This is a genomic window from Novosphingobium sp. (assembly GCF_965229225.1).
Classification (GTDB): Bacteria; Pseudomonadota; Alphaproteobacteria; order Sphingomonadales; family Sphingomonadaceae; genus Novosphingobium.
Genome location: NZ_OZ245867.1, coordinates 641,598 through 657,063 on the forward strand (window position 1 = coordinate 641,598; position 15,466 = coordinate 657,063).

The following is a 15,466-nucleotide window of genomic DNA, read 5'->3' on the forward strand; positions in this document are numbered from 1 at the left end:
GATGACGAAGACAAAAACCACTCGTCATCCTCGCGCAGGCGGGGATCCAGAGCGAACAAACGCAGCTTTTTACGCGCCGATCAGCGGCAACGCTTCGTCCCAGAAGTGGTGGAGGCTCTGCGCAAAGCTCGACGGAACATAGACCACGCAGGCGTCATCACTCTCCACATGGAGCCGCACGCCGACATGGTCGATGACCGTGGCAGCGGTGGCGCCCACCGGTAAAGCGGCAGCGCTGGTATCGAACACTCCGCCTTCCAGAAGAAGCTCGCGCCAACCTGGGCCAGCAATGCGGAAGCGCACGACGCCGCCGCCGATGCCGGTAAGGGCGCCGTCATCCCCCAGCGTATCGGCCAGCACCGAGACATCGCCCTCGGCCAACCACACCGTCGGTTCGAAGCGCATCAGCGTGATGGAGGCATTGGCCGCGCTGCGGCCCATGACGGGCAGCGCGAAACCGAGCGCCTTCTGCACGCGCGTAGCGACCGCCTGAGGATTTGCCCAAATCTCCAGCGCATGGAGCGGCGCGGCGGGGAGCTCTGTGATCGAAGTGGGATCAGTCACGATAGCGCTCTCCGGCGGGATCATAGAAGTGTGGCGAAGTCACGCGCACCCGCGCCTTTTCACCGCGCGTCGGCGATGTCACGACAAGCTCCTCACCGTGGCGTCCATGCCCGCCTTCAAGCAGCGCGAGCGCGATGGCTCCGCCCTCCAGAATGCGGCGGGCCGCGGCGGTTACATGACCCTGCGGCGATTGGCCCGCGCGCTGGATCAGCATACCGCCCTCGGGGATCGGACCATCAAGGCTGACGAGGCCGACAAGGTTATTGCGGTTCGGCGCACCGAGGGCTGGGCGCGTGAGGCCCGCCGCACCGATAAAACCGCCCGCCTTGTTGAGCATGCCGCCAAGGCCGAGATCCTGCGGGGTAGACCGGCCATCGACTTCTCCGCCGACGACCACGTGGCCCTTCTCGATCCGCAGCAGTTCCATCGCTTCGAGGCCATAGGGCACGCCGCCCTCGGCGCGGGTCGCGGCCTCGATGGCTTTCCAGACGGCGGCGGCATGGCTCGCCTCGACATGGATCTCGAAGGCGCGCTCACCGCTGTAGCTGGCGGCAAGGACATGGACTGGAACGCCCGCCAGCACGCCGGGGGCATAGCCCATGTGGCGCGGCGGTTCTGCGCCGATGAGCGCAGCGAGAATGGCGCGCGCACGGGGGCCAGCCAGCGCGATGCCGGCGTAGTGCTCCTGCACATTGACGACCGAACACTTGAGATCAGGGCGCAGCACTTGGCGCACATAGGAGAGGTGCCCGGCCATGCGGTCTGCCCCGCCGGTCGAACTCGTCAGCAAGTAGCGGTTTTCCGAGAGGCGCCAGACGGTGCCGTCATCGAACACGAAGCCGTCTTCGCGCAGCATGAAGGTGTAGCGCCCGCGCCCGACAGCGAGCTTGCCGACGTTGGTCGCGCAGACGAGTTCAAGAAGCTTTGCCGCGTCAGGGCCGCTGACTTCGAACTTGCCGAGCGTGGAGACATCGCTGAGGCCTGCCACGGTGCGCACGGTGCGTGCCTCGCGCAGGGCTGCCTGCGCCAGGTTTTCGCCATCCACCGGGTAGGCGCGCGGGCGGAACCAGTAGCCCAGCGGCTGCCAGATCGGATCGTGCGCTTCGTGCAGCGCATGCAAGGGTATCCGGCGCACGTGTGCCCCCGCATTGCGTGCGCCGGCGCCTGCCAGAAGGCCCATGGTGACGGGCGTGAACGGCGGGCGAAAGGTGGTGAGGCCGGCCTGCGGGACGGTCACGCCCTGCTTTTCGGCAAGGCGCGAGAGTGCGACCATATTGCTGGTCTTGCCCTGATCGGTCGCCATGCCCAGCGTGGTGTAGCGCTTCAGGTGCTCGACCGAGCGGTAGCCTTCCTGCCAGGCGAGATCGATATCGGCGAGGCTGACATCGTTCTGGAAATCGACGAAGCTCTTCTTGGCCTTGCCCGCAGGCGCCACGGCGGGCGCTGTGGGCGGCGACAGGGCGCGGCCCACGGTTTCGCACACTTGCGGCGTTTCACCTGGGATGAAGGCCTGTGCCCCCTCGTTCCAGACAAGCTTGCCGCCCGCCTGCATGTGAAGGTGCGACACGGGCACGAAGCCGCCGGAGACGGCGATCAGGTCAGCATCGAAGCTCTGCTCGCTACCACCGATCACGGCCGTGACCTTGCGCAGCGCGTGCTTGCGGCCGGTGACGCTGGCGGGCCGCGCATCGTAATGGACGCTTACGCCAGCAGGTGCAGCGGGGCCAGAAGCGCGGGCATCGAGCAGGGTAACGACTTCTGCGCCTGCTTCGACAAGGGCCTGCGCCGTGAGATAGGCATCATCGTTATTGGTGGCGACAACAACACGCTTGCCCGGAAGCACCCCCCAGCGGCGCACATAACTGCGCACGGCCTGCGAAAGCATGACGCCGGGATGGTCGTTGTTGGCAAAGGGCACCGGGCGTTCGATCAGGCCGGTGGCGAGCACCACCCGCCCTGCCCGCACATGCCACAGCCGCTGGGCGAAGCCGTGCGCCGGCACTTCGCCGGGTTCGACAAGCCTCTGGGTGAGCGTGAGGAAGTTGTGGTCCCAGTAGCCCGAAGCCGTGGTGCGCAGGAGGACCTCACCGCCCAGAGCCTTGATCCGCTCGACCATCGCGGCAGCATCGATGGCCGGATCGGGATCGCGCAGCAGCGAGCCGCCGGGGGCAACATCCTGCTCGACCAGCATGACCCGGCTGCCAGCCTCTGCAGCTTCGAGCGCGGCCTTGAGGCCGGCGGGACCGGAGCCGACGACGAGCACATCGCAGAAGCCGGCGCGCTGGGAGAAGTTGTCCGGATCGGGCTCGGTCGGCGCATTGCCGAGGCCGGCGGCGCGGCGGATGAAGCCCTCGTAGCGCATCCAATGCTTCGCTGGGCCGAAGAAGGTCTTGTAGTAGAACCCGGCGCCGAGTGCAGGCGCGGCGAGGCCAAAGATCGACGCAACGTCGAACGAGAGGCTGGGCCAGCGGTTCTGGCTCATGGCGACCATGCCTGGATAGACGAACACATCGGTTGCGCGGGTATTGGGTTCGGTGCGGCCACCCTTCCCCACCGTGACAAGCGCATTGGGCTCCTCGATCCCGGCGGACATGATCCCGCGCGGGCGGTGATACTTGAAGCTGCGCGCGACGAGGCCGACGCCGTTCGCCAGCAGCGCGGCGGCGAGCGTATCGCCCGGGCGCGCGTGGTAGGTCGTGCCGTCGAAGGTGAACGGGATCGTTTCTTCGCCGGTCTTGGTGCGTGCGGGGCCGCTCATGCCAACGCCTCCGGACCGATGGCCTTCACCGCTTCGATCACATGGGTGACGCGGTGGCGAGTGAGCACCATCCAGGCGCGGCAGCCATAAGTGTGGCGCCAGATTTCATCGTCGAGGCCCATCGGATTGGCGCGCGTGTAGAGCGCCTGCATCGCGGTGTGCGCATCGGCGGCGGGATCGACGACGGAATCGGTCGTGCGCTCGTAAGTAAACTCGGTCTGAGCACGCGGGCCGCAGTGGGGACAGGTGATCTGGTACATCTTGCAGCCTGTCTCAGCGATGGTTCGGCATGGGGCCGACCGCAGTTTCGTCGATGGTTGCCCCGGTCATGAAGCGTTCGAGGCTGAAGGGTGCGTTGAGCGCGTGCGGCTTGCCGGTGGCGAGCGTGTGGGCATAAGTCCAGCCCGAGGCGGGCGTCGCCTTGAAGCCGCCGTAGCACCAACCCGCGTTGAGGTAGAGGCCGTCGATCGGCGTTGTCCCGATGATCGGCGCGCCGTCAAAGCTCATGTCCGTCACACCCGACCAGGTGCGCAGCATCCTGAGGCGTGAGAGCGCGGGCATGCAGGTCACCGCCTGCGCGATGGCATGTTCCTTGATCGTCGGCTGGCCGCGGCGGGCATAACTCGGCCAGTTGTCCGGATCACCGCCCATGACGATGCCGCCCTTGTCGGACTGGCTGATATAGAAGTGGAGCGACTGCGACATAACGACGGACTGGACCATCGGCTTGACGCCTTCGGTAACGAGCGCCTGCAGGGTCTGCGATTCAATCGGCAGCTTGAGGCCCGCAAGCCCCGCGACATGGCCGCTGTGGCCCGCGACGCAGATGCCGGTGCGGCCCGCGAGGATGCGGCCGCGCGTGGTCTCGACGCCGGTGATCTTGTTGCCATCGCGCACGAAGCCGGTCACTTCGCACTTCTGAATGATATCAACGCCCAGCGCATCGGCGGCGCGGGCATAGCCCCAGGCGACGGCATCGTGCCGCGCGGTGCCAGCGCGCCACTGGATGAGCGCGCCGTCGATGGGGAAGCGAGCATTGCGGGAAAGGTCCAGCAGCGGCTCGATCTTGGCGATCTGCTTGGGGCTCAGGAGTTCGGCGTCGATCCCGTCGCAGCGCATGGCATCGCCGCGTTCGGCGAGCTTGATCATGTCGCCATCGTTGTGGCCGAGGAACATCGCGCCGCGCGGGCTGAACATGACGTTGTAATTGAGATCGTCGCTGAGATTGTGCCACAGCTTGAGCCCGAACTCGAAGAAGTTGTGGAGTTGCGGCAGACGGTAGTTGGAGCGCACCAGCGTGGTGTTGCGCCCGACATTGCCGCCGCCGATCCAGCTCTTTTCCAGCACCGCGACATTGCGGATGCCGTGGACTTTGGCGAGGTAATAGGCGGTGGCAAGCCCGTGCCCGCCGCCGCCGATGATGATCACATCATAGCTCGCGCGCGGCTCCGGATCGCGCCACGCCGGTTCCCAGTGCTTTTGCCCGTTGAACGCACCGCGCAGCAGGCTGAAGGCGGAATAGGGCGTCTTCATGCGGCGATTTCGGCTCTCGCAGGCTGCCAGCCGCGCTGCTCGCGCCAGTCTGCGCCGATGCCGTCGAAGCGCGAGAGGCTCAGCTTGGCGACATCGGTGAAGCTGCACTGCCCATCGACCACCAGATCGCGCACAGCATGGCCCGAGGCGGGCGAGAGACCGAAGCCGACGCCCGACATGGTGACGACGGTGACGTTCTCGGGATCCTTCATGCGGTCGATGATCGGACGGCCATCGGGCGTGTTCTCGACAATGCCCGCCCAGGAGCGGATCACGTTGAGATGCGCAGCCTTGGGGAACAGTTCCGCCACGCGCCGCGCAAGGTTGCGCGTGAGCGGCGAGGAGGGACGTGCGGGCGGACCGGCCTCGAACGTTTCGAGCCATTCATGCGGGCCGCCGCCATAGGCGAGATTGCCGCGCAGGGTCTGGCGGCCATAGAGGCCGTTGCCGTCGACGCCGCCGATGGGCATCATCGGCGCGGGTTCGGTGACGATCATTTCGGCGCGCGCGGCGGCGAGCGGAACCTCGACCCCAAGCTTGGCCATTAGCGCCTGAATCTGTGGGCCCGCGGCGACAACCACGGCATCGCATTCGTGCCGGCCGCTGGTGGAATGGACCGCGATGACCTTGCCGCCCTCGGTCTCGAACCCTGTCACGGGGCTGTGCTGGACGATGCGCCCGCCCAGATCCTGCAGCGCCCAGGCATAGGCCTGTACCGAACGTTGCGGATTGGCGTGGCCGCCAAAGCGGTAGTGCATGCCGCCAAGGCAATTGTCGCCCGCCAGCGGCACCATCGCACGCACCTGATTGCCAGTCAGCAGATCGACACGGTAGCCCATGTCGTTGTTCATCTTGGCGAGGTAATGATATTGATTCAGCTGCTTGGGGCTGATCGCGATGACGAGGCGTTCCTGCTGGTGCTCGGTCGGGTAGCCGAGCAGTTCGTCCATGTGCGGCCACATGCGCTGCTCTTCCTCGAACAGCGGGCTCTGGTAGTGCGAGGCGCCGCCGCCATTGCGGCCCGAGGCTTCCCAGCCGACTATGCCCTTGTCGAGCACCGTAACCTCAGCACCCGAACGCGCGAGCCACCAGCCTGCGCTGAGACCGGAGACGCCGCCGCCGACAATGACGACTTTCATCTTCGCCGCGGTGCCGGCGATCTTCGCCATGGTTTCCTGCGGCGTTTCGCTGGGGGTGGGCATACCGACGTAAGACATTTTAGAGGCTCCACCCTTCGGCGATGGCTTGCTGGTGCTCACGCTCACGCGGCGTGTCGATATCCCGGTAGGGCACCCATTGCGTCGGGATGCCGAACCAGACGTCCCACCCGGCGCGCATGTCTTCGCTCTCTTCCCAATCGGCCAGAATGCGCAAGGGCAGTGGGCGGACGGGCGCGCGGTGCGTGGCGAGCGGGACCGTGCCGAACGGGCCGTTCGCGGCCATCGCCAGCATCATCGCCACCTGATCACGGCAGCGGCGGCCCTGACACACGCCCATGCCTGCGCGGGTGAGGCGCTTGATCTGGTCAGGGTTGGGCGGGCCATCCTTGATCAGTGTATCGAGCGAACGCGCAGCCATCGGCGCCGGGCGCTCCAGATAGCGCGGGGGCTGCACGCCGAGCAGATCGGCGCGGGTCACTTCCTCGCACTGGCACACGATGGTGTCCGGCGCGGAGAGCTTGCCGAGCTCGCGCGCCCATTCCATGCGGTATTCGACATGGTCGAAGCCGGTATCGGCAAGCCCGGCACAATCGCCAACGCAAGTGACGCCCGCGTTCTCGCCCGGGATATAGCCGCCGCGCGCGCCATCGAGCACGCGCTTTCCGCCCATCGCATCGATCAGCTCGATCGAGGGGACGAGGCCGATGGCGAGGACCACGGTATCGACCGCGATCTCCGCGCCCGAGCGTAGGCGAACACGCTCCACCCCGTCGATGCCGCCGATGGCTTCGGCTGGGGCGTCTTCGAGATAGAACGGGATCTGCGCGGCGCGGACGGCTTCTGCCAGCACGGCATCGCCTTGCGGCGCGTTGCGTACTTCGACCACACCCGCGACATCGACGCCTTTCTCGCGGGCGAGGAGCGCGGTGTTCAGTGCGAGATCGTGGCTGCCAACGATCAGCACGCGTTTGCCCGCGAAGGCTTCGTAGCGGGTGAGCAGACGCTCAAGCGCGGCGGCGCCCATCACGCCCGGCTGGTTCCAGCCCGGAAAACCGATGGCAAGATCGCGCGCACCAGTGGCGAGGACGAGTTCGCCGTAGCCGACGATCCAGCCGCGGTCCTTGTCGGCCAGCGCGACGACGTTTTCCGGAAGGCCGGTAATGCCGGGGCCGTTGCGATAAACGCCCCACGCACTGGTGCCGAGAAGAACTTCGACGCCAGCTTCCATGGCGGCTTCGAGCATCGGCTCGCTCATGAACACGGTTTCGAGCATGCGCTCGGCGTTCTGCGTCGCCGCGGTCATGCGGCCGCCGAACAGTAGCGGCACATCGTTGCCCATTGCCGCGCCGGGGATGGGGTTCTCGTCGACGAGGAGGACCGACTTGCCCTCACCTGCCCCGGCGATGGCGGCGGCAAGCCCGGAGGGTCCGGCGCCAACCACGACCATGTCGTAGCGCGCCTCGGGCGCAGGAAGCTTGGTGCCGATCGCGTGGGGATCGGTTCCATTGTTGACGTGCATGGTTCTAGACAGCCTCGAGCGCCTGGGAGAGATCCGCGATGATATCGTCGGCATGTTCGAGCCCGACGGACAGGCGCATGGTTCCGTCGGTGATGCCGCCCGCAAGCCGCCCCTCGCGCGAGACGGCATAGTGTGTGGTGGTCGCCGAATGGCAGATCAGCGTTTCCGATCCGCCAAGACTGACCGCGAGTTTGAGCAGCCTGAGCGCATCCAGCATGCGGAACGATTCCGCCTCGCCGCCATGGAGATGGAACGAGAACGTGGAACCCGCGCCCTTGCACTGGCGATCATAGACGGCGCGCGCCGGAGTGCCCTCGGCAAGGAAGCCGAGGTAAGTGACGCCAGCCACCTTGGGATGATCGCGCAGGAATTCGGCGACCTTTTGCGCGTTCGACATCGCTCGCTCGATCCGCACCGAAGCGGATTCGAGGCTGCGCACCACGAGCCACGCGGTAAACGGATCGAGGTGATTGCCCCAGGTTGTGCGCAGGGTGCGCAGCTGTTGGATCAGCTCAAGCTTGCCGCTCACCCCGCCTGCCAGCAGATCGCTGTGCCCGGCACAGTACTTGGTGAGCGAGGTCAAGTTGAGATCGACGCCCTGTTCGATCGGGCGCTGCGCGAAGGGTCCGAGCAACGTGTTGTCCACCACCACGAGCGGGCGGCGACCGGTTTCGCGGCCGATCTCGTCCGCCACCGCGACCATGAGATCGAGATCGACGATCGCGGCGGTCGGGTTCGCCGGGGTTTCCGCCACGATCAGCGCCAGCGGCCCCTTGGCGAGCGCGGCGCGAGCGGCGGCGCGCACGGCATCGGGATCGCAGCCGTCGGTATAGGTTTCAACGTGCGTGCCAAAGCCCGGCATGACCGAGCCATAGAGCATGTCCACCCCGCCATAGATCGGGCGGCCATGGAGCACGCTGTCCCCAGGCTTCACGAAGGTGAGCGCGATCGAGGAATGCGCGGCCATGCCCGAGGAGAACGCAGCGGCAGCTTCCGCGCCATCAATGGCGGCGAGGCGCGATTCCAGAATGTCGAGCCCCGGATGGCCGAGGCGCGAGTAGATATGCCCCTCACCCTTCTTGCCCGCCAACGGCCCGGTGCCATCAAAGAACGCCTCGTGGACATCTTTGGCGTGCTGGGCGCTGGGATAGATGAAGGTCGAGGTGAGGTAGACCGGCGGCTTGACCGCGCCAAGCGCCTCGGCCGGATCATAGCCGAAAGCGACAGCGAGCGTTTCGGGCCTCAAGCCCCTGGAAGAATCAGCTACCATGCGTCTCGACATACTTGCGGGCGGTGGCGCAGTACCAGTCCGTAAAGCGCAACGCGAGCATCTCGGCCTCTTGCGAATAGGGTCCGGGCATATAGCCGGGGCTGTTCACACCGAGCTGGTTGTTCTCCGCAAGTTCCTTGTCCTGCAGGTTGGTGCGCGTCCACAGGTCGGCAAGTTCATCGACCGAGTAGTCCACGCCTTCGACCGCATCCTTGTGGACAAGCCACTTGCCGGTCACCGCGGTTTCATGCGGCCCAACCGGCATCGCGCTGAACATGAAGGTGTGGTCGGCGGTCGAATGGGTGAAGCAGTGCGGATCGATGGCAAGGCGCATCGAGCCGATGTCGCCGCCGTTGAGCTCGCACATCAGCTTCTTGACGAGGTGCTTGCCGTCCATCGAGAGCGAGACGACCTCCGGGTTGAGCGCAAAGCGGGCGAGCTGCCACCAGTCGCCCTCGATCGCTTCGGTGGTGAGGCCCACAGCCGCCATCTGCTCGTGGAAGCTGGCGAGCCGGGTATCGCCATCGACATCGAAGTGCCGCTTGAGACCGACCGGGAAGGTTCGCGCCAGCTCCGGATGGCCGGTGGCGCAGTGGTAGCACTCGCGCCCGTTCTCCATCACGAGCTTCCAGTTGGCGTACTCGGTGATCGTGCTCGAGAACGCGAGCTTGGCATTGCGAAGATCATGCGGCGCGAGGTATTCTTCGAGCCGCAGCGCGAATTCGTTGAACGGCGGCGGGTTGTCGTCGAAGCAGATGAAGAGGCAGCCGGCGACGCGCTCAAGCTGGATCGGGCGCAGGCTGTGGGCGGCCTTGTCGAACCCATCTTCCATCCGCATTGCCGAAAGCAGTGAGCCATCCAGTTCATAAGTCCAGCGGTGATAAGGGCACACGATCTTGGGCGCAGATCCGCTGCCCGCCGCACAGAGGATCGAACCGCGATGGCGGCAGGTGTTGTGGAACGCGCGGATCTCGCCGTCGCGGCCCTTGACGATCAGCACCGGCCACTTGCCGACCATCTGCGAAATATAGCTGCCCGCCTTGGGCAGCTCGCACTCGAAGCCGGCCATGAGCCAGCTGGTGCCGTAGATGGCGGTCATGTCGAAGTCGAAGACTTCAGGCTCGTTATAGAGCGCCTGGGGTAGGCAGTGCCCTTCCGGCCGCTGGGCCAGAAGCGAGCCGATCCGGCTGAGGTCGATCATTACGTGAAGTTTCCCGAAGTCGCGAGGTACGGATGAGGTACCGGGTGGACCAACCGCGCGAATGCAGCCAATCGGATTTCCTTATGCCGCCATGGAAAATTGACAAAATGGCATGGGCCATGGCCGCCTGATGCGTTGCCGGGCCCTTTGCGGATGGTTCCAGATTCGTCCAATCTGGATTAAATTTCTGTTATATCAATAATTTGCGGCAGTATACCCAGTCACGCGCGGCGAGGAGGACCAAAAAGCCACAATCCCCCGCGACGTTGGGACGCCGCAATCTGGGGGTGGATTTAGGCCCTGCTTTGACCTAGGCTTGCCCAAACGCGGTAAAGCGTGAGCCAAAACGGGGAGTAAAATCAGGGAATTGCCAGCATGAGGGGGATCGGACCAGAATGGTCGATCCGGATTGAAGCGGCAGACACAATGCCCTTGCCCCCTTTCGGCTATCTCCTGACGACTGTCTCCGCTTTTGTTCGGCCTGCTGTGCTTTGACGGGATGCGGCTTTGTGCCGACAGGGAATGGAAACGATGGGGGTATCAATGAAATCTCGGTTTATGTTGTCGTGCGCAGCCGCGGCCGTCGCGCTGGGCTCGGGCGATTTCGCGCTCGCGCAGAATGCTGAACCGCAGGCAGACGCCGCCGCCAGCAGCGATGTGATCATCGTTACGGCGCAGCGCCGTGACCAGTCGATCCAGGACGTGCCGCTGACCTTGCAGGCGTTCAGCACCGATACGCTGAGCAAGCTCAACGTCACCTCGATCGAAGGTCTGCTCAAGTACACGCCGAACGTCACCTTCTCTAACAACGGTCCGGGCCAGGGCGCGATCTTCCTGCGCGGCCTTTCGGCCGGTTTCGCCGGTCAGCAGTCCTCGGCGACCATCGGCGGCTTCCCCAACGTGGCGCTGTATCTCGATGACCAGTCGATGCAGTTCCCGGCGCGCAACGCCGACGTCTATCTGGCGGACATGGAGCGCGTCGAAGTGCTCGAAGGCCCGCAGGGCACGCTCTTTGGTGGCGGCGCGCAGGCCGGTGTGGTTCGCTACATCACCAACAAGCCCAAGCTGAGCAAGTTCGAGGGCCGCTTCGAAGGCAGCTTCGGCGGCACCGCCGGCGGCACGACCAACGGCTCGTTCAACGCGATGATCAACCTTCCGATCGTCGAGGACAAGCTGGCGATCCGCGCGGTTGCCTACACCGACCACCGCGGCGGCTACATCGACAACAAGCTCTCGACCTTCACCCGTCTGCCGAGCGACCTTGGCTCGTACTACCTCGCCTATCAGGGCAACGGCAACCAGCTGACGCCTGACCAGCAGAGCCGCCAGGGCAAGTACAGCAACGCCGCGCTGGTCGAAGACAACTTCAACCCGGTCGACTATACCGGTGGCCGTCTGGCGCTTGCTTGGCAGATCGCGCCGGATTGGGACCTGCTCGTCACGCAGGCCTACCAGAAGCTGGAATCGAAGGGCACCTTCGCGGTGCAGACCTACACCTACGACTACCAGCCGCTGACGGGCCTCTCGGCCACGCTGTTCTCGCCCCAGTACAACAAGGACGACTACTGGAACACGGCCTGGACGCTGAACGGCAAGATCGGCGACAACATCAAGGTGATCTACACCGGCGCCTATCTCAAGCGTCACATCTCGCAGCAGGGTGACTACACCAACTACGCCCGTGCGACCTACGGCATCTTCTACCAGTGCACCGGCGGTGCAAACTACTACTGGAACGTCGGCGCGGCGCCCTATTGCTACGAGCCGAACAGCCGCTGGAACGACAAGGTCCGCAACACCCACGAGAGCCACGAAGTGCGCCTTTCGTATGACAGCAGCCGGTTGCATGCGATCGTCGGTGGGTACTACGAGAACTTCAAGATCCAGGACAACATGGACTGGTCCTACACGACCATTCCGAACTGCGGTCTCGACTTTGTTAAGGCGACATCCGATGGTGAATCGCCTGCGGTGAACCCGGTCTGCCTTGGCCAGGTCGCACCCAACCCGAATGCAACGCTCAACGTGCCCGGTCCCCGCGCACCCGGCGTTTCGTTCGGTCAGGACATCACCCGCGGCTACAAGCAGTATGCAGCGTTCGGCTCGATCGATTTCGATATCACCGACAATCTGACGATCACCGCCGGCACCCGCTACTACTACTACGACAACTTCCAGAAGGGCTCGGTCTACTCGTCGTTCAACGGCGGGTGCTACCAGGTTGCTGTCTGCACCACGGGTTCGAACCTCGATGCGCTCGGCCTCAAGTCGACGTACAAGGGCTTCCGCAGCAAGGGCACGATCACCTGGAAGCCGCAGCAGGGCACGATGCTGTACTTCACCTACAGCGAAGGCTTCCGTCCGGGCGCATTCAACCGCGGTCCTTCGGCCCGTGTGCGCGATCCGATCGCACCGCACGCACCCCAGCTTCTCGTTCCGGCCGCCTATTCGCCGGATAACCTGATCAACTGGGAAACCGGCCTGAAGACCGATCTGTTTGACGGCAAGATGACCTTCAACCTGTCGGGTTACTACATGGAGTGGAAGAACATCCAGATCGGGTTCTTCAACCCCGCCGCAGGCTTCGGCAACACCGCCTTCGCAACGAACGGCCCGACCTATCACATCAAGGGTCTTGAGGCGCAGATCTTCGCGCGTCCGATGGAAGGTCTGACCATCAACGGTTCGGCGACCTACAACGAAAGCAAGCAGGCCAACGCGCCTTGCTTCATCGCCAACAACCCCGGTGTGTCGAGCTTCGGCCAGTGCATCACGCAGGTGTTCGTGGGCGGTCAGGTCAAGCCGGTGCAGAGCCCGTTCGGCAACGTCGGCAGCATCACGCCGTTCAGCCCCAAGTTCCAGGGCAACATCCGCGCCCGCTACGAATGGTCGGGCAAGGGCGGCATGGACTGGTTTGTTGGTGCAGGCGTGAATTACATCAGCACGCAGTACAACCAGCCTTCGACCTATCCTGACGGTAACGTCCCGGGCAACGGCAACGGCCTGAGCCCGAACGGGATCATCGTTCCGGCCACGACCGTGCTGCGCTACAAGATGCCGGGCTATGCGCTGACCGATGCGCAGATCGGCTTCACGCGTGACAACTGGACGGTGACGATCTTCGGTGACAACCTGTTCAACAGCCATGCTTCGACGTTCACCAACTCGTCGCAGTACATCAAGACGTCGACGATCGTGCGTCCGCTGACCTACGGCATCAAGATCGCAACCAAGCTGTGATCGAAGGCTGATGAAGGGAGGGGTGGCGTGGCAAGCGCCACCCCTTGCTTCTGGCGGCACACGAAACTGGATGGGCGAGTTTGATGGACACGCGCGGCGATGGCCGACAGGAAAGTGCGTAGATGGCCACGCAAGCTGACCTGACCCATTCTGAGAATACCCACCCTGCCCCGTCTACTGCGGCTCCGCCGGAGTCAGAACTGAGGGCGCTTCATGCGCTTCAGGCCAAGGGTGACTATGCGGCAGCGGCAAGCGGAGCAAAGCGCCTCCTTGCGTCCGCGCCGGACAATCGCGATCTCCTGCTGATCGAGGCGCATTCGCTGCGCATGATGCAGCAGACCGATGCGGCGCTTGCCGCGCTTGATCGGCTCGCGGCGCATCACCCCAATTTCAGCCAGTTATACCTTGAACGCGGGCTCTGCCATGTCGCCCGGCGCGATGCGCCAGCGGCAATCTTCGATCTGCGCACTGCAGTCACCGCCAATCCGGCTCTGGCGATGGGCTGGCGCATGCTCGACGGGCTCTACCGGATGACCGGGGACACGCGCAGCGCTGGGCTTGCCGCACGGCACTTTGCCCATCTCGCCAGCCTCCCGCCACCAATCGTCCAGGCCAAGGTGCTGTTTGGCGACGGGGAGATCGATGTCGCTGAAACGCTGATCCGGCGGTTCTTGATGGAGGCGGGCAACCACCCCGAAGCCATGCGCCTGCTGGGCCAGATCGGCCACCGGCGCAATGTGCTCGATGATGCCGAGGCGCTTTACGAGGGCGTCCTCGCCATGGTGCCAGACCATGACGAGGCGCGGCACGAATACGTGCAGGTGCTGATCGCCCGGCACAAGTTCCCGCAGGCGCGCGAGGCGCTGGAGCCGCTGCTGAAGCGCGATCCACGCGGGCACGCGCACCGCATCCAGGCCGCGACGATCCGGGTCGGGCTTGGCGATTTCGAAAGCGTGATCCCCGAATATCGCGCGATGATCAGCGAGATTTCGGGCGAGACGCTCGAAACCCGCGTCCGCCGCGCCGATCTCAACCTGTGGCTCGGCCATGCGCTCAAGACCGAAGCCCGCACGGCCGAAGCCATCGATGCCTATATGGCCGCGACCGCCGACCGGCCTGATTTCGGCGATGCGTGGTGGAGCCTCGCCAACCTCAAGACCTACCGGTTCTCCGCCGAATCCATCGCAGTGATGCAGGCGCGGCTCGATGATCCGGCGACGGCGGATGTCGACCGCATCCACATCGCCTTCGCGCTGGGTAAGGCGCTGGAGGATGCCGGGGACTACGAGGCCTCGTGGGCTGCCTACGCGCGCGGCAATGCCATGCACCGCGCGGGCAATGGCTATCTCCCCGAAGTGTTCGAGACCAACACGCGCGAGCAGAAGCGTGTGTGTACACCCGCTTTCTTCACCGCGCGCGAGGGTTGGGGGCTGGACGATCCCTCCCCCATCTTCGTGCTCGGCCTGCCGCGTTCGGGTTCGACCTTGCTTGAACAGATCCTCGCCTCGCACTCGATGGTCGAAGGCACGCAGGAACTGCCCGATATCCAGCGGATCGTGCACGAATTGCAGGGCCGCGAACTCAACTTCGACAAGCCGCTCTATCCCGGATCGCTGCTCGATCTGGATGCTGACGCGGTGCGCCGATTCGGCGAGCAGTATATCGCCGACACGATGCCCAATCGCATCCTCGGCCGGCCCTTCTTCATCGACAAGATGCCGAACAATTTCCGGCACGTGGGCCTGATCCACCTGATCCTGCCGAACGCCAAGATCATCGATGCACGCCGCGATGCGATGTCGTGCTGCTTCAGCAACCTCAAGCAGCTGTTCGCACAAGGGCAGGAATTCACCTACGGGATCGAGGACATCGCCCGCTACTACAAGACCTATCTCGAGCTGATGGACCACTGGGATGCGGTGCTGCCAGGCCGGGTCCTGCGCGTGCAGCACGAAGACGTGGTCGAAGACCTTGAAGGCAGCGTGCGGCGCATCCTCGATTACTGCGGCCTCCCCTTCGAAGATGCCTGCGTCGAATTCCACAAGACCAAGCGCTCGGTCCGCACGCCGAGCTCGGAACAGGTGCGCCAGCCCATCTTCCGTGACGGGCTCGATCAATGGAAGAAGTTCGAGCCCTGGCTTGAGCCGCTCCGCGAGGCACTCGGGCCAGAGCTGGCGCCAAAGCCGCGCCACGACGATCAACAACAAGCCTAATCGGGACA

General features: G+C 64.7%; 10 protein-coding genes. 2 read left to right on the top strand and 8 right to left on the bottom strand.

Going from position 1 to position 15,466, the window contains the following annotated elements; genetic code table 11:
- Positions 1-69: 69 nt before the first annotated feature.
- From ACO06X_RS02695 to ACO06X_RS02730, 8 genes are read right to left on the bottom strand one after another with little or no spacing between them, the layout of a single operon-like run.
- Entirely contained in the window at positions 70-564 is a 495-nt protein-coding gene (locus tag ACO06X_RS02695; RefSeq protein ID WP_421838465.1) for a sarcosine oxidase subunit gamma, read from the bottom strand.
- Positions 557-3,322: a 2Fe-2S iron-sulfur cluster-binding protein gene (locus ACO06X_RS02700; RefSeq protein WP_421838466.1), complete on the bottom strand. Its 2,766-nt coding sequence runs from the start codon at positions 3,320-3,322 to the stop codon at positions 557-559. Before ACO06X_RS02700 ends, ACO06X_RS02695 begins: the two co-directional genes overlap by 8 nt.
- Positions 3,319-3,582, bottom strand: a complete 264-nt coding sequence (locus tag ACO06X_RS02705) for a sarcosine oxidase subunit delta (RefSeq protein WP_421838467.1) — start codon at positions 3,580-3,582, stop codon at positions 3,319-3,321. The genes ACO06X_RS02700 and ACO06X_RS02705 overlap by 4 nt, the downstream gene beginning before the upstream one ends.
- 13 nt (positions 3,583-3,595) lie before the next feature.
- Positions 3,596-4,855 carry a sarcosine oxidase subunit beta family protein gene (locus ACO06X_RS02710; RefSeq protein WP_421838468.1) on the bottom strand — a complete coding sequence of 420 codons (1,260 nt, stop codon included), beginning with the start codon at positions 4,853-4,855 and terminating at the stop codon, positions 3,596-3,598.
- A complete protein-coding gene (locus ACO06X_RS02715; RefSeq protein ID WP_421838469.1) occupies positions 4,852-6,072 on the bottom strand; it encodes an NAD(P)/FAD-dependent oxidoreductase in 1,221 nt (406 codons plus the stop codon). Before ACO06X_RS02715 ends, ACO06X_RS02710 begins: the two co-directional genes overlap by 4 nt.
- A 1-nt stretch (position 6,073) precedes the next feature.
- A complete protein-coding gene (locus tag ACO06X_RS02720) occupies positions 6,074-7,534 on the bottom strand; it encodes an NAD(P)/FAD-dependent oxidoreductase (RefSeq protein ID WP_421838470.1) in 1,461 nt (486 codons plus the stop codon).
- Positions 7,535-7,538: 4 nt separating this feature from the next.
- A complete protein-coding gene (locus tag ACO06X_RS02725) occupies positions 7,539-8,780 on the bottom strand; it encodes a cystathionine gamma-synthase family protein (RefSeq protein ID WP_421838471.1) in 1,242 nt (413 codons plus the stop codon).
- A 13-nt stretch (positions 8,781-8,793) separates the two neighbouring features.
- Positions 8,794-10,005 (bottom strand): aromatic ring-hydroxylating oxygenase subunit alpha, encoded by a 1,212-nt coding sequence (locus ACO06X_RS02730; RefSeq protein ID WP_421838472.1) that lies wholly within the window; start codon positions 10,003-10,005, stop codon positions 8,794-8,796.
- A gap of 558 nt (positions 10,006-10,563) precedes the next feature.
- Between ACO06X_RS02730 and ACO06X_RS02735 the strand changes: the two genes are divergently transcribed.
- Both ACO06X_RS02735 and ACO06X_RS02740 read left to right on the top strand, forming a co-directional pair.
- Positions 10,564-13,245: a TonB-dependent receptor gene (locus ACO06X_RS02735; RefSeq protein ID WP_421838473.1), complete on the top strand. Its 2,682-nt coding sequence runs from the start codon at positions 10,564-10,566 to the stop codon at positions 13,243-13,245.
- 122 nt (positions 13,246-13,367) lie between these two features.
- Positions 13,368-15,458 (top strand): tetratricopeptide repeat-containing sulfotransferase family protein, encoded by a 2,091-nt coding sequence (locus ACO06X_RS02740; protein WP_421838474.1) that lies wholly within the window; start codon positions 13,368-13,370, stop codon positions 15,456-15,458.
- The last annotated feature ends 8 nt before the right edge of the window (positions 15,459-15,466 follow it).

Bases quoted from the DNA above. Each gene is read 5' to 3' on its own strand.
- ACO06X_RS02710 (WP_421838468.1), bottom strand. From the start codon at position 4,855: ATGAAGACGCCCTATTCCGCCTTCAGCCTGCTGCGCGGTGCGTTCAAC.
- ACO06X_RS02720 (WP_421838470.1), bottom strand. From the start codon at position 7,534: ATGCACGTCAACAATGGAACCGATCCCCACGCGATCGGCACCAAGCTT.
- ACO06X_RS02705 (WP_421838467.1), bottom strand. From the start codon at position 3,582: ATGTACCAGATCACCTGTCCCCACTGCGGCCCGCGTGCTCAGACCGAG.
- ACO06X_RS02715 (WP_421838469.1), bottom strand. From the start codon at position 6,072: ATGTCTTACGTCGGTATGCCCACCCCCAGCGAAACGCCGCAGGAAACC.
- ACO06X_RS02700 (WP_421838466.1), bottom strand. From the start codon at position 3,322: ATGAGCGGCCCCGCACGCACCAAGACCGGCGAAGAAACGATCCCGTTC.
- ACO06X_RS02730 (WP_421838472.1), bottom strand. From the start codon at position 10,005: ATGATCGACCTCAGCCGGATCGGCTCGCTTCTGGCCCAGCGGCCGGAA.
- ACO06X_RS02740 (WP_421838474.1), top strand. From the start codon at position 13,368: ATGGCCACGCAAGCTGACCTGACCCATTCTGAGAATACCCACCCTGCC.
- ACO06X_RS02735 (WP_421838473.1), top strand. From the start codon at position 10,564: ATGTTGTCGTGCGCAGCCGCGGCCGTCGCGCTGGGCTCGGGCGATTTC.